Origin of the sequence: Actinomadura bangladeshensis (assembly GCF_004348335.1) — a bacterium.
GTDB lineage: Bacteria > Actinomycetota > Actinomycetes > Streptosporangiales > Streptosporangiaceae > Spirillospora > Spirillospora bangladeshensis.
The window spans coordinates 22,760-45,086 of sequence record NZ_SMJW01000015.1; the positions used below are offsets into that span (position 1 = coordinate 22,760).

The 22,327-nt window shown below is 72.4% G+C and carries 17 protein-coding genes; 6 read left to right on the forward strand and 11 right to left on the reverse strand.

The window, feature by feature from the left end:
* Positions 1–1,404 (reverse strand): glucose-6-phosphate dehydrogenase, encoded by a 1,404-nt coding sequence (locus E1284_RS05245; protein WP_131937630.1) that lies wholly within the window; start codon positions 1,402–1,404, stop codon positions 1–3.
* 244 nt (positions 1,405–1,648) lie between these two features.
* Entirely contained in the window at positions 1,649–2,908 is a 1,260-nt protein-coding gene (locus E1284_RS05250; protein WP_131937632.1) for a hypothetical protein, read from the reverse strand.
* A gap of 154 nt (positions 2,909–3,062) precedes the next feature.
* Here E1284_RS05250 and E1284_RS05255 point away from each other — a divergent pair, with 154 nt between their 5' ends.
* Both E1284_RS05255 and E1284_RS05260 read left to right on the forward strand, forming a co-directional pair.
* Positions 3,063–4,148 carry an NAD(P)H-dependent amine dehydrogenase family protein gene (locus E1284_RS05255; protein ID WP_131937634.1) on the forward strand — a complete coding sequence of 362 codons (1,086 nt, stop codon included), beginning with the start codon at positions 3,063–3,065 and terminating at the stop codon, positions 4,146–4,148.
* 25 nt (positions 4,149–4,173) lie between these two features.
* A complete protein-coding gene (locus E1284_RS05260) occupies positions 4,174–4,911 on the forward strand; it encodes a glucose 1-dehydrogenase (protein ID WP_131937636.1) in 738 nt (245 codons plus the stop codon).
* Between the two features lie 126 nt (positions 4,912–5,037).
* On the opposite strand, the gene E1284_RS05265 is transcribed toward E1284_RS05260, so the two are convergent.
* The 9 genes from E1284_RS05265 to E1284_RS05305 form a co-directional block, all read right to left on the reverse strand.
* A complete protein-coding gene (locus E1284_RS05265) occupies positions 5,038–6,591 on the reverse strand; it encodes a pectate lyase family protein (protein WP_131937638.1) in 1,554 nt (517 codons plus the stop codon).
* Between the two features lie 32 nt (positions 6,592–6,623).
* Positions 6,624–8,207, reverse strand: a complete 1,584-nt coding sequence (locus E1284_RS05270; RefSeq protein ID WP_131937640.1) for a carbohydrate-binding protein — start codon at positions 8,205–8,207, stop codon at positions 6,624–6,626.
* Positions 8,208–8,532: 325 nt separating this feature from the next.
* Entirely contained in the window at positions 8,533–9,591 is a 1,059-nt protein-coding gene (locus E1284_RS05275) for a dienelactone hydrolase family protein (protein WP_131937642.1), read from the reverse strand.
* Positions 9,591–10,946 (reverse strand): Gfo/Idh/MocA family protein, encoded by a 1,356-nt coding sequence (locus E1284_RS05280; RefSeq protein WP_341770371.1) that lies wholly within the window; start codon positions 10,944–10,946, stop codon positions 9,591–9,593. Before E1284_RS05280 ends, E1284_RS05275 begins: the two co-directional genes overlap by 1 nt.
* A 27-nt stretch (positions 10,947–10,973) precedes the next feature.
* The gene (locus E1284_RS05285; RefSeq protein WP_131937644.1) at positions 10,974–12,236 is read right to left on the reverse strand and encodes an ABC transporter substrate-binding protein; all 1,263 of its coding nucleotides are present in this window, start codon (positions 12,234–12,236) and stop codon (positions 10,974–10,976) included.
* Between the two features lie 39 nt (positions 12,237–12,275).
* Positions 12,276–13,151 (reverse strand): carbohydrate ABC transporter permease, encoded by an 876-nt coding sequence (locus E1284_RS05290; protein WP_131937646.1) that lies wholly within the window; start codon positions 13,149–13,151, stop codon positions 12,276–12,278.
* Complete coding sequence (locus tag E1284_RS05295; RefSeq protein ID WP_131937648.1) at positions 13,135–14,142, reverse strand: carbohydrate ABC transporter permease; 1,008 nt, start codon at positions 14,140–14,142, stop codon at positions 13,135–13,137. Before E1284_RS05295 ends, E1284_RS05290 begins: the two co-directional genes overlap by 17 nt.
* Before the next feature lie 208 nt (positions 14,143–14,350).
* Positions 14,351–15,313, reverse strand: coding sequence for an aldose epimerase family protein (locus tag E1284_RS05300; RefSeq protein ID WP_131937650.1), 963 nt, complete (start codon positions 15,311–15,313; stop codon positions 14,351–14,353).
* Positions 15,310–16,272 carry a LacI family DNA-binding transcriptional regulator gene (locus E1284_RS05305; protein ID WP_131937652.1) on the reverse strand — a complete coding sequence of 321 codons (963 nt, stop codon included), beginning with the start codon at positions 16,270–16,272 and terminating at the stop codon, positions 15,310–15,312. The genes E1284_RS05300 and E1284_RS05305 overlap by 4 nt, the downstream gene beginning before the upstream one ends.
* 145 nt (positions 16,273–16,417) lie before the next feature.
* On the opposite strand from E1284_RS05305, the gene E1284_RS05310 reads away from it, so the two are divergent.
* Genes E1284_RS05310 through E1284_RS05325 form a run of 4 tightly spaced genes read left to right on the forward strand, consistent with a single transcriptional unit; the run spans position 16,418 to position 22,325 of the window.
* Positions 16,418–17,305: an NAD-dependent epimerase/dehydratase family protein gene (locus E1284_RS05310; protein ID WP_131937654.1), complete on the forward strand. Its 888-nt coding sequence runs from the start codon at positions 16,418–16,420 to the stop codon at positions 17,303–17,305.
* A 12-nt stretch (positions 17,306–17,317) separates the two neighbouring features.
* A complete protein-coding gene (locus E1284_RS05315) occupies positions 17,318–18,370 on the forward strand; it encodes a mandelate racemase/muconate lactonizing enzyme family protein (RefSeq protein ID WP_131937656.1) in 1,053 nt (350 codons plus the stop codon).
* On the forward strand, positions 18,367–20,274 hold the full coding sequence (locus tag E1284_RS43815) for a DUF6807 family protein (RefSeq protein ID WP_131937658.1): 1,908 nt from the start codon (positions 18,367–18,369) through the stop codon (positions 20,272–20,274). The genes E1284_RS05315 and E1284_RS43815 overlap by 4 nt, the downstream gene beginning before the upstream one ends.
* Positions 20,271–22,325, forward strand: coding sequence for an aldehyde dehydrogenase family protein (locus tag E1284_RS05325; protein ID WP_165965132.1), 2,055 nt, complete (start codon positions 20,271–20,273; stop codon positions 22,323–22,325). The genes E1284_RS43815 and E1284_RS05325 overlap by 4 nt, the downstream gene beginning before the upstream one ends.
* The last annotated feature ends 2 nt before the right edge of the window (positions 22,326–22,327 follow it).

Sequence of the window (22,327 nt, forward strand, 5' to 3'; positions counted from 1 at the left end):
TCACGGCCGCGCCTCGCGACCGTGCTGCGGGTCGGCCCTGACCAGCGCGTCCGCGGGTCCGCCCGAGCCGGCCGGATACCCCTCCAGCGGCACGAGGTCGCCGGCCCAGGCGGACATGACGGGGGCGAGGACGCGCCACGCCTCCTCGGCCTCGTCGCTCCGGATCGACAGGGCGGCGTTGCCGTGCAGGACGTCCAGCAGCAGCCGGCCGTAGGCGGGCAGGTCGGGCGCCTCCATCTGCGCGGTCATGGTGAGCGGGGTGAGGGTTCGCGCGCCGGAGCCGATGCCGGTGAGCGCCAGCGTCATGCCTTCGGGGTCGAGCCCGAAACGCAGCACGTTGGGCAGGGCTTCGCCGTTGTGGCCGAAGGGCAGGTGGGGGACCGGCCGGAAGCGGACGGCGACCTCCTTGCGGTCGTGCTTGAGCGCCTTGCCGCTGCGGAGCCGGAACGTGGTGCCCGACCAGCGCCAGCTTTCCAGGTGCAGTTCCACCTCGGCGAAGGTCTCGGTGGTGCTGCGCGGGTCGACGCCGTCCTCGTCGATGTAGGCGGGCACCTCGCGGCCGCCGATGCCGCCGGCGAGGTAGCGGGCGCGGCGGGTCCGGCGCCGGACGTCCTGGTCGGTGAGAGGGCGTATCGAGCGCAGGACGTCGATCTTGCGGTCGCGCAGGTCGCGTTCGCCGAGGCTGAGCGGCGGCTCCATGGCCACCAGGCACAGCACCTGGAACAGGTGGTTCTGCACCATGTCCTTGAGCGCGCCGACGCCGTCGTAGTAGCCGGCCCTGCCTTCCAGGGCGAGGGACTCGTCCCAGACGATGTCTATCTCGGAGATGTGCGCGCTGTTCCAGAGGGGTTCGAGCACGCGGTTGGCCAGGCGGCTGCCGAGCAGGTTCTGGACGGTGGTCATGGCCAGGAAGTGGTCGACCCGGAACACCGCCTGCTCGGGGACGACCTCGGCCAGCAGCCGGTTCAGCTCCCGGGCGCTCGCCAGGTCTTCGCCGAAGGGCTTCTCCAGGACGATCCGGCTGCCCGCCGGCAGGCCCGCGCGGCCCAGGGCGGTGATGCTGCCGGGGAACACCGCCGGGGGCAGCGCGAGGTAGAGGGCGACGGGCCCTTCCCCGCCGATGAGGGAGGCCAGGTCGGCGGAGTCGGTGGCGTCGGCCTGCCGGTACTCGGCGGTGCCGGCGACCCGGGCCCGCGCGTCGGCGGGCGCGGAGCCCGCGTGCCGGTCGAGCTGCTCGGCCGCCCAGCCGCGGAACTCTTCGCCGCTCCAGCCCTTCCGGTCGGCGCAGACCAGCCGGAACCCGTCGGGGAGGTGCCCGCCGGCGCGCAGGGCGGCCAGGCCCGGGAGCAGGTAGCGGGCGTTGAGGTCGCCGGTGGCGCCGAAGACGACGAGCCGGTTGATCATCGTGCCCCTCTCTCTCGCCCGGGCGAGGGTGACGCCGGCGGCATCCGGGTCTCCAGAGGCTCGCGCGGCGGTCGGGTCGGACCGCGTCATCGCAGCGTAGATGACCGACGGTCGGCATTCGCCGTTGCCTTGATCAAGCATGATCGAAGTGCTCGCACGAGGCCACGGTCCCGGGCCCGCTCGCCGACCGGCGCGCCACCGCGATGGCCCGGACCGCCATCGACCTGGCCCGCCCCTGACGCCGTCAGACGGGCGTGATCGGCAGGGAGCGCCGGGGCTGGAAGGTGAAGCCGGCGCCGGTGCTGAACCGGACGACGGCGACCTCGTCGGCCTCCGGGGCCGGGTCGTCGCGGCGGACGACGGTCAGCCGCCACTCGTCGTCGCCGCCGGTGACCTCGACGTCGAGATGCGCGTCGAGGGCGCGGGCGATCGCCTGCAGCGGCGCCGTCCAGCCGGGGCCGCACAGCGAGATCCAGGCGTCGTCCTCATGGGCGGGGGACGGGCGGACGGCCACGCCGGCGCCGTCGAAGTCGGCGTCGACGTAGGCCGACGGGTTGAGGAGCGGGTGGACCGCCAGGAGGCGGGCCGCCCCCTCCGCGCTCTGGGGCAGGCCCAGGGCGCGGGCGAGCCGGCCGGCGGCGACGCCGGCGATGCCCACCAGCTGCTTGCGGCGGATCCGGAGCAGCTGCTCGGCGCCGGCGGCCCGCTCGGCGACGGCCAGCGCGAAGGCGTGGTCGAGCAGGTGCATCTGCAGGCACACCTCGTCGGCGATCCGGACGAGCGCGGAGTGGGAGAAGGCGGCGAAGTCCAGGTCGGACAGCAGGGGGCCGGAGTAGTCGGCGAGGCCCTCGTCGGCTCGGTCGATCGGGGCGAGGCCGAGGCGGGCGGCACGGGACCGCTCGTTGACGGCCAGCAGGGGGATGCCCGCCGCCTCCGGGTGGGACTCGTCGATGGTCACCGTCCAGGCGCAGTGGGGGTGCCGGTCGGCCGGCGTGCGGGGCGGCCGGTGGATCGGCCGCACCTGCGCCCTGGGGTTGGTGGCGACCGCGGTCGCGTCGAAGGTGGGGTCCTCGATGTCGTGGCACATGGACCGGACGTAGTCCTCGCCCATCGGCTCGACGTCCATGAGGGCGCCGCAGTGGTCGAGGTGGAACTCGCCGTGCCACCGGTCGTGGACGGTGTAGCGGAAGTCCATGAACTGGGGCGGAGCGCCGATGTCGAGCTGGAGGCCCTTGAAGATGGTCGGGACGTCACCCCTGCCGGGGACCTCGGGGGCGTAGCCCAGCGCCCGCTGCATCCGCCGGGTGTAGATCGGGCTCGAGGCCGCCCACTCCTCGATCGCGATCCGCGCCATCTCCTCCCGACCGAACGCCGAGATGCACCACGCCATCCCGGAGCGGTCGATGAGCTGCCCGATGAGCAGCAGCTCGGGCACGGCGACCGCGAGCTGCTCCCGCGTCAGGCCGGCGTAGCGGCTCCGGGGTGTCACTGGCGAGTGGGGCATCTGCCGGTCTCCTTGGTGGGCCGCGGGATCAGCGGTGGACGGGCCGCGCCGGCCGGACGATTCCGTTGCGCGCGGCGCCATGGTAGAACGTGTTCTACTAGTGTGGAACAGTGACTGGACAGCTGTCCAGTATGCCGGCCGGCGAAGGAGCAGCATGGCCATCCGCGTCCTGCACGTGGCGACCGGCAACGTCGGCCGCATCGCCCTGGCGCAGCTGATCGAGGACCCCCGTTTCGAGCTGGCCGGACTGGTCGTGTCGAGCCCGGAGAAGATCGGGCGGGACGCCGGCGAACTCGCCGGCCTGGACGTGGTCACGGGCGTGGCGGCCACCGGCGACCTGGACGAGGCCCTCGCCCTGCGGCCGGAGTGCACCGTCTACTGCGCGCTGGGGGAGACCCGGCTGTCCGGGGCGCTCGGCGACGTCCAGAAGATCCTCGCCTCGGGCAGCAACGCCGTGGCGTCCTCGCCGGTGCCCCTCATCCACCCGTGGGGCGTGCTGCCGGACCGCATGATCGAGCCCGTGGAGGACGCCTGTCGGAAGGGCGGGACGAGCCTCTTCGCCACCGGAGTGGACCCCGGCTGGGTCAACGACCTGCTGCCGTTCGCGATCGCCGGCACCTGCCAGCGCGTCGAGCAGGTGCGCTGCTCGGAGATCGCCGACTACGCGAGCTACGACGGCGGCCCGGTCGTGTTCGACTTCATGGGCTTCGGCCGGCCCGTGGGGGACCTGCCGAAGATGTTCAGGCCGGGGATCCTGGCGGCGTCCTGGGGCGTGAGCCTGCGGATGCTGGCCCGGGGGTTCGGGTTCGAGCTGGACGAGATCACCGAGTGGTTCGAGCAGGAGCCGGCGCCGGAGGCGTTCGACGTGGCCGCCGGGCACATCCCCGCGGGCGGAGTGGCGGCCATGCGCTTCCAGATCCGCGGCGTCGTCGGCGGCAAGGAGGTCCTGGTCATCGACCACACGACCCGGCTGCGCGGCGACCTGCGCCCCGACTGGCCGCAGCCCGCGCAGGACGGCGGCTCCTACCGGGTCGAGATCGTCGGCGAGCCCTCCTACCGCGTCGACGTCTGCCCGTCCAGCGCCAGGGGCGACCACAACTACGCCGCGATCGCCTCCGGCGCCGGGCGCATCGTCAACGCCATCCCCGACGTCGTGGCGGCGCCGCCGGGGCTGCGGACGCCGCTCGACCTGCCCTTCAACACCGCACGCGGCGTCTTCGCGGCCGCGCTGGCCGGCTGAGACGCCGGCGGAGAGGAGACCGGCGATGGGACGCGTGGACGGGAAGATCGCGCTGATCAGCGGAGGCGCGCGCGGCATCGGCGCGGCCAGTGCGCGGGCCTTGGCCGCCGAGGGCGCCAGGGTCGTGCTCGGCGACGTGCTCGACGACGAGGGCGGAGCCGTCGCGGACGAGCTGGGCGACGCCGCCCGCTACGTGCACCTCGACGTGACGAGCCTCGACGACTGGACGGCCGCGGTCGAGACGACCGTCCGCGAGTTCGGCGCCCTGAACGTGCTCTTCAACAACGCGGGCATCGCCAACGGCGCCGCCATCCAGCGCTTCTCGCCGGAGAAGTGGCAGCGGATCATCGACGTCAACCTCACCGGCCCGTTCCTCGGCATCCGCGCGGCCGCCGACGCGCTGATCGCGGCCGGCGGCGGCTCGATCATCAACAACTCCTCCATCGAGGGCCTGCGCGGCACGTCCTGGGCGCACGGTTACGTGGCCTCGAAGTGGGGCCTGCGCGGCCTGACGAAGTCGGTCGCCATCGAACTCGCCCCGCACGGCGTCCGGGTCAACTCGCTCCATCCGGGACTGATCCGCACCCCCATCACCGAGGGCATCCCCGACGACATGGTCCCGATCCCGCTGGGACGCCCCGGACAGCCCGAGGACGTCGCCTCCTTCGTGGTCTTCCTGGCGAGCGACGAGTCGTCGTTCGCCACCGGATCGGAGTTCGTCATCGACGGCGGCACGGTCAACCAGATCCCCCACAAGACCTGACTGCGGCTCACAAAAGGTCGCCGGGTGCGTTGACCTGCGGCGTGTTGTTGTTATGAGCGCGTCGAAAACAACAACACGCCGCAGATCAACGAGGTGGGGACCCGGTCGACGTCCGGGGGCGTCGCGCTAGCCGGCGTAGGTCTCGAACTCGGCGACCCGGGGGGTGCCGGTCGAGCCGGTGATGTTGAAGGTGATCTTGCGCAGGGACACGGGGGCGAAGGCGATGACGCCCGCGCCGCTGCCGGAGGCCAGCACGGCGCCGGTGTCGTGGTTCAGCACCTGCCAGGCTCCGATGGCGCCGGCGGCGCCGGCCGCCTCACGTATGTTGATCTTGGAGACGGTGGTGGCGGAGCCCCACTTGATCGAGATCTCGCCGGTCGAGCCGGCCGGCGACCAGTAGGTGCTCATGTCGCCGTCCCGCACGTTGCCGTAGCTCGTCCCGCTCGCCTTGCTGGAGCCGTCGGAGCCCGCCCCGATGCTGAGGTTGGTCCCGCTGGGCTGCGTCGGGGTCGGCGTCGGGTCGGTGGGTGTCGGCGTCGGGTCGGTCGGGGTCGGCGTGGGCGTGGGGCTCTGCGCGGAGCAGTCGCCGTCCGACACCCGCAGGCCCTTGCCGGCGCCCGCGGTCCGGCTCACGATGTCCGGCACGCAGGCGGCGCTGTCGAGGCTGTAGGAGTAGGGGATGCTCACCGAGGTGTTGGACTGCGGGTCCGGGCCGGCGGGGTGGTTCTCCTCACCGGGCTCGGTCCACGTCACGTTGTCGTAGATGTTGCCGCCGACCTGCCAGTACCCGAGTTCGTCGGTGTAGAAGGTGCCGAGGACGTCCTTGGAGTCCTCGAAGTAGTTGTTCTCGACCTTCACGTGCGCCCCGACCCGCGAGTTGATGCCGGACTTGACGAGGCCGAGGAAGTGGTTGTCGTAGGTGTGGACGGTGCCGGCGCGCAGCAGCGGCGTCCGGGAGTCGATGTTCTGGTACAGGTTGTGGTGGAAGGTGACGAAGCCGTTCCCGGTGTCGCTGTCGCTGGACCCGATGAGCCCGCCGCGCCCGGAGTTGCGCAGGACGCTGTAGGACAGCGTCACGTACCGGGTGCCGTCCTTCATGTCGAAGAGCCCGTCGAACCCCTCGTCCTCGCCGCCGGAGGCTTCGAGGGTGGCGTGGTCGACCCAGACGTTGTGGACGTCGCTCTCCATGCCGATGGCGTCGCCGCCGTTGGACGTGGGCGAGCCCGACTTCTTGACGTTCCGGACCGTCACGTTCTGGATGATGATGTTGCTCGCCTCGCGGATGTGGATGCCGAGCTGGTCGAACACGGCTCCGCTGCCGACCCCGATGATCGTGACGTTGCTGATCTGCTTGAGCTCGATCCTGTCGTCGGCGGTGTTGCAGCTGTCTCCCGACACCTTGCTGGTGTTGCCGTGGTTGATCGTCCCCTCGACCTCGATGGTGATCGGGGTGCTGCTGCCGGCCCGGTTGCACAGCGCCGCGTGGATCGCGGTGCCCGTGGTCGCGCGCACCGTCCGGCCGCCGGCGCCGCCGGTCGTCCCGCCGTTCTGGGTGGCGTAGCCGGTGGCGCCGCCGGCCGCCGCCGACACCTCGGGCGTCGACAGGACCATGCCGGTGGCGGCCGCGAGGGCCGCCGCGCCCGCCGCCGCGGAGAGCCGCAGTGCGACTTGTCGTCTCATCCTTGCCTCTTCTCTCGTTCGCGCGCTGGGGGTTACGGGGTCGCGGCACTGCCGCCGAAGGTCACGACGAGGTGGCCGTCCGAGCCGAAGTACCAGCCGAGGGCGCCGGCGTAGGACGAGCACCGGGAGCCGTTCGAGCCGGTCCAGAACTGGTTGGAGCCGTCGGCGCTGCCGACCGTCTTGTCGTTGGACCCGTCGCCGTCGAACCGGCATGAGGTGTTGTCGCGGAACGTCGAGCTGCCTTCGTCGAAGGAGAAGTTGCGCTCGGCGTTGTCGACGCTGACGTTGTCGGAGATCGTCATCGAGCCGGGGTTGCTGTTGTAGGTGAACCCGTGGTGGCCGTTGTCCACCGCGAACGAGCGGCGGACGACGTGGTCGACCGGGATGTCCTCGCCGCCGAGCTTGTAGCCGTTGCGGTCGCCGCTCCCGGCCTGGCCGCCGTTGCTGAGCGTGCCGTTGCCGTAGGACAGCGAGTCCTCGATGGTCACCGGGCCGATGGGGCCGGTCTCGTCCTTGGTGTAGAGGTCCCAGCCGTCGTCGATGTTGTTGTGGGACACGTCGTAGCGGAACACGTTCCCGGGGCCTGAGGTCAGCTTGGCGGCGAAGCCGTCGGCGTCCTCACCGTCGGAGTCGGCGTTGTCGTGCGACTCCGCGCTGAGGATGAGGTTGTTGGACGGCCACTGGCTCTCCGGAGTGTCGGACGTCCTCCGGGACAACTGCAGCCCCGTGTCGCGGTTGAAGCGCGTCACCGTCCGCTCGATGACGTTGTTGCTGCCGCTGACGAAGATGCCGTTGTCGCCGGCGTACTCGACGACGATGCCGTACACGTGCCAGTACGACCCGTTCACGGCGAGCCCGCGGTTGGCGGAGTTCTCGCTCATGGCCGAGAAGTTCAGCACCGGGGTCTCGCCCGGGTAGGCGGACAGCCGCGTGCGGGCGCCGGAGCCGCCGCCGCTGCCCTGCGGGATGGTGACGGTCTGCGAGTAGCGGTACGTCCCGCCGCGCATGTAGATCGTCCCGCCGGGGGCGACGCGGGCGATCGCCGAGGCCAGCGTGGTCGGGTCCGACTGGGTTCCGGACGCGCCGCCGGCGCCGTTCGGTGCCACGTACAGCGTGTCGCCGCCGGTCGGCGGCGGGGTGTCGTCGCCGTCGGTCTCGACGTCGATGTAGTCGATGTTCGGCAGGCCGTTGCCGGTGGTGGCCGTGAACCGGACGGTGTTGGAGCCCGCGTTCACCGGCACCGCGATCGTCGACGTCGTCCAGGAGTCCCACGAGCCGGTGCCCGCGAACTGCGCCGTCGACACCGTCGAGCCGTTCACGGCGACGTTCGCGGGACGGGCGGTGCCGGTCCCGTTGGCGAAGCGGACGCTTAACGTCGCCGTGCCCGCGGCGGGGGCGGTCACGGTGAACTGCGCGTACGCGCCGGTCTCGTTCTCGGTGTTGCAGAATCCGCTGCCGGAGTAGCCGGCGTGGTCGGAGTCGATGGTTCCGGAGCACACCGCCGGGGATTCGCCGGCCTCGTACCGGACGGTCGCGGCGTGCGCCGCGGTGCCGGACAGCGCGACCAGCGCGCCGGCCACCAGGCCGCCGCAGGCGATGACGGGTTTCATGTGCATTGCTGTCTCCAAGCTCGGTCGGCTTGGCCGACCAGAATTCGGGAAAAAGGGGGCGGCGGGGAAATGGCGCTGCGGTGATGGTCGGATCAGCCGCGCGCCGCCGCGCCGGATTGCTGCCGGGAACTGTTCTCCATGGGGGCGGCCGGGCTCGCCGGTGGGGGAGCGGGCGCATGGGAGCGGCCCTTCTGTGGCGATCGCGGCTGCGCCGTTGCGGCCGCTCGATGGCGGGGAAGCGAGCCGGACGTTCCGTTGTCCGGTGCTAAGAAAGCGCTTTCTGGAACGGTATGCGTTTACCCTTGGAACGTCAATGGGGTTGCCATTGTTTTCATGGGGCCCGGCGGCGGCTGATTGGCGCTGCCGTGTCGGTGAGCCAGCTGAACGCCGCGTCTTGCATGGTGCGGTCGAATTGGTGGGAGGTGTCGAAGAAAACGCCGGTGTAATGGCCGGGCGCATTCCGGTAGGCGGCGGTGATCTGGCGGTGGGCGCGGGCCGTGCCGGCGGCGGGGAAGAGCGGGTCGGCGGTGGCGTACAGGACCATCAGCGGGGCCGGGGCGCGGGCGGCGACCACGCCGGGCCAGTCGGCCAGGCGGGTCAGGCCCGGCGGGAACAGCATCCAGGAGTGGGCGGCCACGTGCTCGTCGCGGAAGTCCCGGAAGGAGGAGACCATCGCGGCCACGGCGACCGCGCCGATCCCGGGGTCGAGCGCGCCCAGCAGCGCGGCGCGCGCCCCGCCGCCGGACAGCCCGATCGTTGCGACCGACGCGATGTCGGGACGGGAGCGCAGGTACGCCGCCGCCGCGAGGTCCTCGGAGGCGAGCACGCCGGCGAACGAGGTGCCGAGCAGCGTGCAGGCCTTGGCCAGCACGTGCTCGTGGTCGCGGGCGGCCGCCTCGTAGCGGCCGGGGTCGCCGTCCGGCCCGGTCAGCGGGAAGCGGCGGCTGCCCCAGGCGAACACGTCGTGGGCCAGCACCGCGAAGCCCCGCCGCGCCAGCTCGCCCGCGTAGGCGCGCCCGCCGTAGAGGCGGTCGCGCAGCCGGGCGACCCCGGCGTCGGGCGGGTCCGGCCCGTCCGCGATCTTGTCCTTGCCCGCCCGCTTCATGCCCGCGTGGCAGTGCATCGCGACGACGCCCGGCAGCGGGCCCGCGGCGCCGCGCGGGCGGAGCAGGTAGGCGCGGGTGCGCGGGCCGAACCCGACCGTCCAGGACAGCTCCTCCCCGGCCAGGTCGCCGTCCGTCCAGCGGCGCTCGACCCGGACGTCCGCGGCGCCCAGGTCGAGGACGCCCAGCGCGTCGCGCAGGCGTTCGGGCAGGTCCGGGCCCGGCGGGGGGAACAGGCCGCGGTCGCGCGCCGCGATCTCCGCCAAGCCCGAGAACGCGCCGAGCATCAGTCCGCCGCCCGGGTGCCGCCGGCGGTGAGCGCGACGGGCGCGCCGGTCGCCGCCGACCGGTTCGCCGACACCCCGATCATCACGCTCGCGACCCCCGCACGGTATCCGGCCCGGCGGGCGAGCGGGTCATCCGACGGCCCCCGGAACACGTCGTCGAGCAGCAGCGCGTCGCCGCCGCCGTGCGCGCCCGCGCCCTGCTCGATCACGATCTCCTCGGGCCGCCGCCAGTGCCGGTGCAGCACGAGGCGCTCGGACGCCCCCTCGGCGTGCTCCTTCCCGGACGCGGTCGGGTCGATCGCCGCGTGCGGCGGCGTCCAGGCGCGTTCGACGACGTCCAGTTCCAGCCGTCCGGCGGTGCCGTTGATCACGACCCGGTACCCCTCGGCGGGCGCGTGGGCGTTGAGGGAGTAGGTCAGCAGCGCGCCGCGCTCGTACCGGACGAGGACCGACATGTTGTCGTCGATGGTGACGCCCTCGCCGAACACGTCCTGGTCGCGGATGTAGCCGTCCTCGTGCTCGGCGTCCAGGTAGAGGCGCTTCAGGCGGGGATCGGCGGACATGTCCAGCAGGAACGGGTCCGTGCCGAGCCCGGGCGCGCGGTGCGCCCGGCCGGGGCGGTCCGCGAGCCCCCGCGCGCGGGCGTTGCCGGCGCCGTAGAAGCGCAGCGACGTCTGCGCGTAGACGGACGCGGCGGCATCGGCGATCCACCAGTTGACCAGGTCGAAGTGGTGGGTGGCCTTGTGCACCAGCAGGCCGCCGGAGTTCGCGCGGTCCCGGTGCCAGCGGCGGAAGTAGTCGGCGCCGTGGATGGTGTCGAGCGACCACCCGAAGTGCACCGAGGTGACCTCGCCGATCGCGCCGGCGGCGATCAGCCGCCGGACGGCGCTGTTGCGCGGGGAGTAGCGGTAGTTGAAGGTGACGATGAGCCTGCCGGTGCTCCGCTCGGCGGCGGCGGCGATGGCCGCGCAGTCCTCGGCGGTGGTGCACAGCGGCTTCTCGACGACGACGTCCTTGCCGGCGTCGAGGGCGGCGACGACGTAGCGGGCGTGGGCGGCGTCGACGGTGGCGACCACGACGGCGTCGGCGAGGTCGAGCATCGCGCCGAAGTCGCCGGGCGCGAAGCACGGCACGTCGCGGCCGATGCGGTCGAGGTAGTAGCCGAGGCGCGTCCGGTTGGGATCGCAGAGGGCGGTGATCTCGCCGGTGTCGCTCCAGCCGCCGAGCAGCGCGTCGACGTACATCTGCGCCCGGTGGCCGAGCCCGACGAAGGCGTATCGCATGGTGCGGGAACTCCAGGGAGCGGGGGTGGCGCCGTGCGGCCCGGCCTGTTCACGGGCCGCACGGCTCGTCATCGGGTCGTCGTCCCCAGGGGGACGTCCCTACTGGGACAGGGCGTTGTTCGCCTCGGTCAGGAAGGTCTTGGCCGCCTGGTCCGGCGACGCCTTGCCGAACAGCACCGAGTCGGTGGCGCGCTTGAGGATGTCCTCCATCTCCATCGCGCCCTTCGGCGGGATGGAGATCGGGCTGAGGTCGCCCTTGATCGCGTCCATGAAGGCCAGCACCTTCTGGTCGGCCGGGGACAGCTTGCCCTTGATCGCGGTGACGACCTCCGCGTTGGTGGGCAGGCCGCGGTCGCTGAGCAGGATCGCGCCCGCCTCCGGGTCGTTCACGAGGAAGTCGACGAACTTCCCGGCGGCGGCGGCCTCCTCGGTCTTGGACGAGATCGTGTAGTACATCGCCGGCTGCAGGAACATGCCGGACGTCGTGGCGCCCGGCGCCTTCGGCATGCGCAGCAGGTCCAGCTCCTGGCCGGACCCCTTGGTCAGGGTGTCCAGCTGGTTGCTCCACCAGCTGCCGAACGCGCTCTTGTTGGTGCCGATCAGCGCCTGGTCGGGCTTGGTGCCGGTCTCCAGCATCTCATCGGCGCCGGGGCCCGCCTTGGTGTCGATGATCTTCTTGATCAGCGCCCACCAGTCCTTGATGGTCTGCTCCGACAGGGCGACCTTGCCGCCGGCGTAGTACTGCTCGCCGCGCTGGGCGGCGAAGATCTGCAGGAACGCCGGGTTCTCGTTGTACTCGGTGCCCCAGACGTCGCCGCCGCTCTTCTCGGTCACCTCCTGGGACATCGCGATGTAGTCGTCCCAGGTCCAGGTCTTGTCGTCGGGGACCTTCTGCCCGTACTTCTCCAGCGTCTTCTTGTTGACGATCATCGGGAACGCGTTGACGCCGGTGGGGATCGCGTACTGCTTGCCGCCGACCTGCCCTGCCTTGAGGACGTCCTGGTCGAGGCCGGCGGTGTCCACCTTGCCGTTCAGCTCGGCGAGGACGCCGCGCCCGGCGTACTCCGCGAGTCCGCGGATCTCGATCGACATGACGTCCGGGGCGTCGCCGGCCGCGGTCTTGGTGGCGAGCTTCTCGTAGTAGCTGTCCCAGTCGGAGAAGTCGCCCTCGACGTCGATCGCGGGGTTCTTCTTCTCGAACGCCGCGATCGCCGACTCGGTCAGCTTCTGCCGCGAGTCGCTTCCCCAGTAGGAGAAGACGATCTTGGTCTTGCCGCCGGAATCGCCGTCGCCGCCGCTGCCGCACGCGGTCGCCGACAAGGCGATCGCGGTCACGGCGGCGGCCGCCAGGATGCGCTTCATTTCTGCTGTACCTCCGGGGGGAAGGGAAGGTTGGAGGGGCTATTTGAGGCCGGTGGTGGCCATTCCTCGGACGAGGTATTTCTGGCCGGCCAGGAAGAAGCCGAAGATCGGGCCGAGCGAGATGATCGACATCGCGAACATCGGCCCCCAGGAGGAGTCGCCGCTGGAGTCCAGGAACTGGCGCAGCGCGACCGGGGCCGTGAGGTTGTCGGAGTTGGTCAGGTAGAGGTTCTGGGTGAAGAAGTCGTTCCACGTCCAGATGAAGGTGAAGATCGCCGTGGTGGCCAGCGCGGGGACGCACAGCGGCATCACCACCTGCAGGAACGTGCGGAAGTGCCCGGCGCCGTCGATCGCCGCCGCCTCGTCCAGCTCCCGGGGGAGGGTGCGGATGAACTGCACCATCAGGAAGATGAAGAACGCGTCGGTGGCGAGGAACTTGGGCACGATGATCGGCCAGATCGTGTTGATCCAGTCGATCTTGCTGAACGCGATGTACTGCGGCACGACCGTCACGTGGTGCGGCAGCATGATCGAGACCAGCATGATCGCGAACCACAGCTTCTTGAGCGGGAACTCCAGCCGCGCGAACGCGTAGGCCGCCAGCGAGCAGGCGAGCAGGTTGCCGACCACCGCGAGCGAGGTGATGACCGCCGAGTTCCACAGGTAGTAGCCGAAGGAGTGCTTGAGCGCGCCCCAGCCGTCGGCGTAGTTCTGGCCGGTCACCTCACCGGGGATCAGGCCCGGCTCGCGGAAGATCACGTCCTCGGGCTTCAGCGAGCTGGAGATCATCCAGAGCAGCGGGTAGAGCATGAACAGCCCGAACGCGATCAGCAGCGCGTGCTTGGTCAGCCGGGAGGCGGGCCGGAACAGGACCGGGACGCGGCCGCTCGGCGGGCGCCTAGTTGTCGTCGCCATAGAAGACCCAGAATCGAGACATGAGGAAGTTGACGGCGGTCAGGGCCCCGATGATGAGGAGGAGCACCCACGCCATGGCGGCCGCGTATCCCATCTCGTAGTTCTTGAAGCCCTTGATGTAGAGGTAGAGCGTGTAGAAGAGCGTCGAGTCGACCGGTCCGCCGTTGCCGCCGCTGACCACGAACGACTGCGTGAACGACTGGAACGACTTGATGATCTCCAGCACGGCGTTGAAGAAGATGATCGGCGTGAGCAGCGGCAGCGTGATCGAGCGGAACTGCCGGAGCCGGCCGGCGCCGTCCACCCGGGCCGCCTCGTAGAGGTTCTGCGGGATCTGCCGCAGCCCGGCCAGGAAGATGACCATCGGGGCGCCGAACGTCCAGACGTGCAGGATGATCAGCGTCCACAGCGCCGTGTCGGGGCTGGTCACCCAGCCCTGACCCTCGTAGCCGAACCAGCCGAGGAAGGTGTTGACGATCCCGTCGACCCCGAAGATCTTCCGCCACAGGATCGAGATCGCCACGCTGCCGCCGAGCAGCGAGGGCAGGTAGAAGATCGACCGGTAGAACGACAGCCCGCGCAGCCCCTTGTCCAGCGCCAGCGCCAGCCCGAGGGCGAAGGCCAGCTGGAGCGGGACGGACACGAAGACGTAGGTGGTCGTGACCTTGAGCGAGTTCATGTACCGGTTGTCGGCCGTGAACAGCTTGTCGTAGTTGTCCATGCCGACCCAGTGGGCCGGGGCCAGCAGGCTGTAGTCGGTGAACGACAGGTACAGCGAGGCGATCATCGGTCCGAGCGTGATGACGAACAGTCCGATGAACCAGGGGGCCAGGAACAGGTAGGCGGCCCATGCCTGTGAGCGGGCGCGGGAATTCTTGCGGCGTCCGGGGCGGTGCCGGAGACGGCGTCGTGCGGGCGCCTGCGCCGGGGGCGTGACCGGGGGTCCGGCCGTCCCCGGTGCCGTCTCGGCCGCGGCGGGCCTCAGCGTCATCACTGGCCCTTCGATGAGTCGGAGGTGGTTGAGATAGCGCTTTCTTAGCGCGAAGCCGGAGATGACGTCAACCCTTTGCAGTGAGATTCCTCACTGCCGCCAGCGGGTTGCTTTCATATAACCCGAGGTCAGGATGGCAGTCGAGGACGGAGCGTCCCTCAATGATCTCCGTCCTCGTCTGCTCGTTACTACAACCGTTTGCAGTCGGTCATGCGGTGCCGAAGCGGTAGCCGGTGGTCGAGACGCGCTCCTCCCCGGGCCGCAGGACGGGCGACGGGAACGCCGGCCGGTTCGGCGCGTCGGGGAAGTGCTGCGTCTCCAGGCACAGCCCCGCGAACGGGCCGTACGGGGCGCCGTCGCCGCCCAGCATGTGGCCGGTGTAGAACTGCACGCCCGGTTCGGTGGTGGTGACCTCCATCCAGCGCCCGCTGCCCGGATCGGTGACGGTCGCCCGGCCCTGGAGGACGTAGCAGTGGTCGTAGCGGCCGCCGAGCCGCGCGTCGACCCGGCTGGGGGCGGTGAAGTCGAACGGCGTCCCGGCGACCGGCGCCAGTTCGCCCGTGGGGATCTTCCCCTCGTCCACCGGCAGGTAGCGGTCGGCCTCCAGCGTCACCACGTGGCCTCGTACGTCGCCGCCGCCCGCCAGGTTGAAGTAGGAGTGGTTGGTCAGGTTGACGACGGTGGGCGCGTCGGTCGTGACCCGGTACTCCAGCCGCAGGGTGTCGCCGTCCAGGACGTACCGGACGCGGGCCGTCAGCTCTCCGGGGTAGCCCTCCTCGCCGTCCGGGCTCACCAGGCCGAGCAGCAGCTCCGCCGGGCCCGCCGACTCGACCCGCCACACCCGCTTGTCGAACCCGCGGACGCCGCCGTGCAGGCTGTTCTCGCCGTCGTTGACCGGGAGCCGGTACTCGGTGCCGTCGAGGGTGAACCTGCCGCGGGCGATGCGGTTGCCGTACCGGCCGACGACCGCGCCGAAGTACCGGCTGCGCAGCCGGTAGTCCTCCAGGGTGTCGAGGCCGAGGACGACGTCGGTGCCGTCGGCCACCTCCAGCCGCTGGAGGGTCGCGCCGTACGTCAGGACGGCGGCGCGCAGCCGCCCGTTGTCGAGGACGTGCCGTTCGACCTTCTCGCCGCCGGGGGTGACGCCGAAGGCGGTGTCGTGATCTGTCATGGGAGTCCTTTCGGGGGAGCGGTGGACTCGCGGACCACCAGGTGCGTTTCCAGGACGGTGGCCGCGCTCATCGACGTGATGAGCAGGTCGACGGCCATGCGCCCGGCGTCCGCCGTGGGCATGGCGACCGTGGTGAGCTTGGGCCGGTACAGGCGCCCGGTGATGCTGCCGTCGATGCCGATCACGCTGATGTCGCGGGGGACGCCGATGCCGAGCTCGTCGAGGCCCTCGATGAGGCCGATGGCGACGAGGTCGTTGTAGGCGAGCACGCCGGTCACCCCGGCCGCCGCGACCTCGGCGGCGATGCCGAGGCCGCCCTCCTCGGTGGGCGCGTTCGGGCCGATGACGACCGTGTCGAGGCCGGGCACGTCCGCGACGGCCTTGCGGATCTCGCCGCTGGTCCAGGAGCCGGCCGGCCCCGACACGAGCGCGACGCGCCGGTGGCCGAGCCCGGCGAGGTGCTCCATCGCGGTGCGGGCGCCGCGGGCGACGTCCATGACGACGGTCGTCACCCCGCGCAGCCGCCGGTTGACCAGGACGAACGGGATCGTCTCGACCAGCTTCTCCAGCGCCTTGTTCGAGGAGCGGGGGCTGCACAGTACGATGCCGTCGACCTGCTTGGAGAAGGCGAGGACCAGCTCCTCCTCCTTGGCCGGGTCCTCGTCGGTGTCGGCGACGAACAGGTGGTAGTCCCGGGCGCGGGCGGCGGCCTGCGCGGCCTTGATCAGCGGCGGGAAGAACGGGTTGGCGAGGTCGGCGACGATCAGCCCGAGGTTGTCGGTCCGGCCGGTGGTGAGCGAGCGGGCCGCCCGGTTGGGCCGGTAGCCGAGCGACTCGGCGACCGCCAGCACCCGGGTCCGCGTTTCGGCGTTCACCATGTGCGGCGCGGAGAAGGTTCGCGAAACCGTCGATACGTGCACGCCGCACGCGTGCGCCACGTCCCGGATAGTCACTGCCATGGCGCCTAGCTTAACGCAACCGTTTGCACGTTCGTAATGATCGCTCTCACTGTTTCTGCTGGTCGCACGCTGTTCACTTGACGTGCCGGTGATGTGGGCGCGATGGTTACTGCAACTGGTTGCAGCGAGCTGAGGAGTCCATGCGGTGAGCAGAGTGCTCGTCACCGGAAGCGCGGGCCGGCTGGGCCGCAGCGTCGTCACCACGCTGGCGGCGGCCGGCCACGAGGTGATCGGCGTCGACAGCGCCCCCGGCACACCGGGGGAGGCCGCCGCGGAGCTGCCCGCCGATCTCACCGATCTGGGCGAGGCCCATTCGGTGATCACCCGGTTCCGGCCGGACGCGGTGGTCCACCTCGCCGCCATCGCGGTGCCCTTCGGCCGGACGGACGCGACGACGTTCCGGGTCAACACCCGGTTGGCGTTCAACGTCTGCGCGGCCGCGGTGGCGCTGGAGGTGCCGGAACTCGTCGTCGCGAGCAGCCCGACGGTGATGGGCTACGGCGCGCCGGGCGGCTGGACGCCCGAGTACCTGCCGCTGGACGAGGAGCATCCGCCGCGGCCCTGGAACGTCTACAGCCTGTCGAAGCTGGTCGCCGAGCAGACCATGGAGACGTTCGCCCGCACGGCCGCCGCCACCCGGATGGCCGCGTTCCGCCCCTGCTTCGTCATCGCGCCCGAGGAGTGGGAGGGCGCCCCGACCCAGTCCGGGCACACCCTCCGCGAGCGGCTGGACCGGCCCGAGATCGGCAGCGTCTCGCTGTTCAACTACCTTGACGCCCGCGACGCCGGCGAGTTCATCGGCGCCCTGCTCGCCCAGCTGCCGGGGCTGGAGCGCAACGGCGAGGTGTTCTTCGCCGGGGCCGGCGACGCGCTGGCCCGCGAGCCGCTGGCCGAGCTGCTGCCCCGCTTCTTCCCCGCGACGCGGGAGGCCGCCGCCGCGCTCACCGGCACGTCCCCCGCGTTCTCCTCCGCCAAGGCCGAGCGCCTGCTCGGCTGGACCGCCAAGCGCAGCTGGCGCACCGAACTCGCCTGAAGGGGCCTCGCCGTGATCAAGGATCTGTCGGTCGAGCCGCGGTCGGTGCCGCTGGCCCGGCCCTGGGGCGCGGACGTGCCCTGCAACCACGTCCTGCTCGTCACGCTCATGCTGGACGACGGACGCTCGGGGACCGGGCTCTCCTGGACCCCGCAGATCGGGGCGCACGCGGTCAAGGCGCTGCTGGAGCACGACATCCGCGACGCGGTGATCGGGCTTCCGGCGCACCCCGGCGTCGTGTGGGACAGGCTGTCCGCCCGTCTCGGCGAGGCGGGACGGTCCGGGATCGTCCCGATCGCGATGGCCGGCGTCGATCTCGCGCTGTGGGACCTGGAGTGCGGCGGCCGGTCCCTGGTGGACGTCCTCGGCGCGCGCCGCGACAGCGTCCCGGTGTACGGCAGCGGGATCAATCGCCACTACCCGCTGGACGAGCTGACCGCGCAGGCCGCGCGCTGGGCCGCCGCCGGGCACCCCGCCGTCAAGATCAAGGTCGGGCGGCCCTCGCTCGCCGAGGACGTGGCGCGCGTCGCCGCCGTCCGGGAGGTCGTCGGCCCGGACACCGCGCTGATGGTCGACGCCAACCAGCGGTGGGACCTGCACCGGGCCAGGGTGGCGCTGCGGGCGCTGGAGCGGTTCGACCTGCTCTGGGTCGAGGAGCCGCTGCCCGCCGACGACCTCGCCGCGCACGTGGAGCTGCGGCGGAGCACCGGTACGCCGATCGCGGTCGGCGAGAACGTCGCCACCGCGCACGGGTTCCGCGACCTGCTGACCGCCGGGGCCTGCGACGTCGTCCAGCCGAACGTGGTCCGGGTCGGCGGGATCACCCCGTTCCTGCGCATCGCCGAGCTCGCCCGGGTGTTCGACGTGCCGGTGCACCCGCACCTGATGACCGAGCTGTCGGGCCAGCTCGCCCTCGCCCTGCACCACCCCGCGATGGTGGAGGTCCCGGAGGACGCCACGCTCACCGACCTCGGGCTGCTCGCCGACCCGTCCCCGGTGGAGGTCACCGGTACCGCGCTGTGCGCGACGGGCGCGCCGACGCGCTGGTCGAAGGGGCGGGCGTGAGGGGGCCGGTGAAGGTCGTCGTCGCCGGGGTCAACGGCTACGGGCGCCACCATCTGCAGAACGTCCGGCGGCTCGCGGCGGCGGGCCGGGCGGAACTGGCCGGGGTGTGCGACCTCCGGCCGCCGGCCGGGCTGGACGTGCCCGTCTCGGCGGACCTGGCCGCGCTGGTCGGGCGGACCGGGGCCGAGGTCGCGGTGATCGCCACCCCGATCCACACGCACGCGCCGCTGGCCGCGGCGGCGCTGCGCGCCGGGGCGCACGTGCTGCTGGAGAAGCCGCCCGCGCCGTCGGTCGAGGAGTTCGGGACGATCTCCGCGGCGGTGGCCGAGACCGGGCGCGCCTGCCAGGTCGGCTTCCAGTCGCTCGGCTCGGACGCGATCGCGGCCGCGCGGGAGGTGCTCGGCGAGCCGGTCCGCTCCATCGGGGTGGCCGGGGCCTGGACCCGGCCGCTGGCCTACTACACCCGCTCGGCCTGGGCGGGCCGCCGCCGGCTGGACGGCGTCGACGTCATGGACGGGGCCCTCACCAACCCCTTCGCCCACGCCGTGGCGTCAGCCCTGGCCGTCGCCGGCGCCGACACCGTCGACTCGATCGACGGCATCGAGCTGGAGCTGTACCGCGCCAACGCGATCGAGTCCGACGACACCTCCAGCGCCCGGCTCCGGCTGGCCGACGGGACGGTCATCGCGATCACCGTCTCGCTCTGCTCCGACCGGCGCACCGAGCCGTACCTGCACCTGCACGGCGAGACCCGCTCGGCCCGGCTGTTCTACACCCTCGACGAGATCGAGGCCGGCGGGGTCAGGACCGGCTTCGCCCGGACGGACCTGCTCGGCAACCTGATCGCGCACATCCGCGACGGCGCGGACCTGCTGGTGCCGCTCGCCCGCACGGGCGGCTTCACCCGGCTGCTCGACGCGATCCGGCGCGCCCCCGAACCGCGCCCGGTCGAGGGGCGGTTCGTCCGGACCGAGCCGTCCCGGCTGGTGCTGCCGGGCATCGAGGGCCTGGTCGTCCGCGCGGCGGAGGATCTCGCGACCCTCTCCGAGCTGGGCTTCCCCGGCAGCCTCGGCTCGGTCGGGAGGCCGTGGCCGGAGACGGTGCTGCGGGTCGGCGCGCGGGAGGTGGCCTCCTATGTCCAGCGCGGGGACCTGCAGGCGACCGACGCTCCGCGGCCCCACCTGCACCCCGTCCGGACGCTCGGCGGGACGGTCGTCACCGAGACCCAGCCGGACGACCACGTCCACCACTTCGGGGTGGGCGTCGCGATCTCCGACGTCGACGGGGCGAACTTCTGGGGCGGCTCCACCTATGTCCGCGGTGAGGGCCCGACGATGCTCCCCAACCACGGGCGGCAGCGGCGGCGGACGCTTCGCCCTGTCGACGGCGGCTATGCGGAGAGTCTCGACTGGGTCGGCCCGGACGGCACCGTCCTGGCCGGTGAGGACCGCACCCTCACCGCCCGTCCCGTCGCCGATGCGTGGGCGCTGGACTTCGCGTTCACGCTGACCGGCCGCACGGGGAAGCCGCTCGTCCTGCAGAGTTCCGCCTGCAAGGGCCGGGCTGGCGCGGGCTACGGCGGGTTCTTCTGGCGTGCGCCCAAGGGTTCCGCCGGTCTGGCCGTCTTCACCGCCGAGGCGTCCGGGGAAGAGGCCGTGCACGGCAGCGTCACGCCGTGGCTGGCACTGACCTCGGACGCGTGGAGCCTGCTGTTCGTCCAGACCACCGGGCTCGACCCCTGGTTCGTCAGGGTCGCCGAGTACCCCGGCGTCGGCCCGGCGCTGGCCTGGGACGAACCGCTGGCCGTTCCCGGCCGTGTGGACCGGGCGATCACCGTGGTGGTCGCCGACGGACCCCTCGCCCCCGGCCGGGCCCGCGACCTCGCCGCCGAGGCGGCCCCGTGAGGATCTTCATCGCGGGCGACTCGACCGCCGCGGACTACCCGTCCGGCCAGGCGCCGCAGGCGGGCTGGGGGCAGGCGCTGGCCGCGCTACTGGACGTCCCGGTCGTCAACGCGGCCTACCCCGGCGCGAGCGCGCGCAGCTCGATCGAGCAGCTCGGCATGTACGACCGGATCATGGCCGGGATCGGCCCGGACGACGTGCTGCTGGTCTGCTTCGGCCACAACGACGGCAGGCACGACCAGGCGCGGTTCGGCGCTCCCTACGGCGCCTACACCTCCTGCCTCCGGCGCTACGTCGACGGGGCCCGGTCGCGCGGCGCCCGCCCGGTGCTGGTGACCTCGGTCGAGCGTCGGACGCCCGACGGCTCCCCGACCCACGGCGAGTACCCGGCGGCGATGAGGGCGCTGGCCGCCGAGGAGCACGTCCCGCTGGTCGACCTCCAGGCGGCCAGCGCCCGCCGCTGGCGCGACCTCGGTCCGGGCGCCACCAAGAGGCTCTTCCTGTGGCTCGGCCCGCACCCCAACTATCCGCGCGGCAGCGCCGACGACACCCATTTCACCGCGGCGGGCGCGATCGAGGTCGCCCGGCTGCTGCTCGCGGAGGCCGGGCCGCTGCTGCCGCCCGCCGCCCGCACTCCCGCCGCGCCGACCTGGAGATCCCCGCTGCCGGTCCGGAGCATCGACGCGCGCACCGGCCGCCCCCGCAAGGAGTACGCGGCGGCCACCCCGCAGGAGGTCGGCGCGGTCTGCCGCCGCGCCGCCGACCTGCTCCCCGTCCTCGACGAGGCCGGGCCCCACGAGCGCGCCGGAATGCTGGACGCGATGGCCGCCGCCCTCGACGCCCGCGGGGACGCGCTCGTCGCGGCGGCCGACGCCGAGACGGGCCTGGGCGGGGAGCGGCTGGCCGCCGAGGTCGCCCGCACCGGCGGGCGGCTCCGCCGGCTCGCCGGGATGCTGCGCGAAGGATCGTTCCTCGACGTCCATCTCGACTTCGCGCCGACCGGGCCCGACGTGCGCCGCATGAACGTCCCGGTCGGGGCGGTCGGCGTGTTCTGCGCTCCCGGCCTCCCGTTCGCGTCCGGTGCCGCGGGCGGCGGCACCGCCGGTGCCCTCGCGGCGGGGTGCACCGTGGTGGTCAAGGCACACGGACTCCACCCGGAGACCGCTGCCCTCACCCTCGGCGCGCTCCGCGCGGGCGCCGCCGAAGCGGGCTTCCCCGAGGACGTGGTCCAGCTGGTCCACGGACGCGACGCGGGCACCGCCCTGGTCAAGGACGCCCGCGTGAAGGCGGTCGCCTTCGCCGGCTCGGCGCGCGAGGGCCGGGACCTGCACGACCTGGCCAGGGCGCGGCCCGAGCCGATCCCGTTCTACGGCGAGCCGGGCGGTCTCGACCCGCTGGTCGTGACGCCCGGCGCGGCGAAGGCCCGGCCGGCGGGGATCGTGGAAGGGGCGGCGGCGTCCGGCCTCGTCCTCGTCCCCGCGGGCTCGGGCATCGCCGAGGCGATGGCCGGGCATGTCAGGGACGCCGCCCCGCAGACGCTCCTCGGCGACGCCGTCCGCGCCGCCTTCACCCAAGGCGTGGCCGAACGCACCGCCATTCCCGGCCTGCGCACGGTCGCGACCGGCCGGCCGGGCGACGACCGCCAGGTCGCCGCCCACCTCCTGGCGGGACCGGTCTCACTCCTCGGCCGGTCGGAACTCCTGCTGGAGGAATGCCTCGGCCCGATGACCGTCGTCCTGGAGTACGGGAGCGAGCACGACCTGGCCGAGGCCCTCGCCGCCGTCCCCGGCACCCGCACGGTCACGCTGCACAGCGAGCCCCACGAGACCGGCCTCGCCGCACGCCTGGTCGCCCTGGCCCGCGACCGCGCGGGCCGGCTGGTGTTCGACTCCCGCCCGACCGCCGCCGAGACGGGCACGGCCGCCATCACGCGCTTCCTGCGTCCCGCCACCTACCAGGACTGCCCGCCGCGCCTCCTGCCGCCGGCCCTGCGCGATGACAACCCCTGGCGGCTTCCCCGCCGCGTGAACGGCGCCCTCGTCCTCCCCTGAGC

Excerpts from the sequence above, each read along its gene's own strand:
- E1284_RS05245 (WP_131937630.1), bottom strand. The coding sequence starts at position 1,404 with ATGATCAACCGGCTCGTCGTCTTCGGCGCCACCGGCGACCTCAACGCC.
- E1284_RS05250 (WP_131937632.1), bottom strand. The coding sequence starts at position 2,908 with ATGCCCCACTCGCCAGTGACACCCCGGAGCCGCTACGCCGGCCTGACG.
- E1284_RS05255 (WP_131937634.1), top strand. The coding sequence starts at position 3,063 with ATGGCCATCCGCGTCCTGCACGTGGCGACCGGCAACGTCGGCCGCATC.
- E1284_RS05260 (WP_131937636.1), top strand. The coding sequence starts at position 4,174 with ATGGGACGCGTGGACGGGAAGATCGCGCTGATCAGCGGAGGCGCGCGC.
- E1284_RS05265 (WP_131937638.1), bottom strand. The coding sequence starts at position 6,591 with ATGAGACGACAAGTCGCACTGCGGCTCTCCGCGGCGGCGGGCGCGGCG.
- E1284_RS05270 (WP_131937640.1), bottom strand. The coding sequence starts at position 8,207 with ATGCACATGAAACCCGTCATCGCCTGCGGCGGCCTGGTGGCCGGCGCG.
- E1284_RS05275 (WP_131937642.1), bottom strand. The coding sequence starts at position 9,591 with ATGCTCGGCGCGTTCTCGGGCTTGGCGGAGATCGCGGCGCGCGACCGC.
- E1284_RS05280 (WP_341770371.1), bottom strand. The coding sequence starts at position 10,946 with ATGACGAGCCGTGCGGCCCGTGAACAGGCCGGGCCGCACGGCGCCACC.
- E1284_RS05285 (WP_131937644.1), bottom strand. The coding sequence starts at position 12,236 with ATGAAGCGCATCCTGGCGGCCGCCGCCGTGACCGCGATCGCCTTGTCG.
- E1284_RS05290 (WP_131937646.1), bottom strand. The coding sequence starts at position 13,151 with ATGGCGACGACAACTAGGCGCCCGCCGAGCGGCCGCGTCCCGGTCCTG.
- E1284_RS05295 (WP_131937648.1), bottom strand. The coding sequence starts at position 14,142 with ATGACGCTGAGGCCCGCCGCGGCCGAGACGGCACCGGGGACGGCCGGA.
- E1284_RS05300 (WP_131937650.1), bottom strand. The coding sequence starts at position 15,313 with ATGACAGATCACGACACCGCCTTCGGCGTCACCCCCGGCGGCGAGAAG.
- E1284_RS05305 (WP_131937652.1), bottom strand. The coding sequence starts at position 16,272 with ATGGCAGTGACTATCCGGGACGTGGCGCACGCGTGCGGCGTGCACGTA.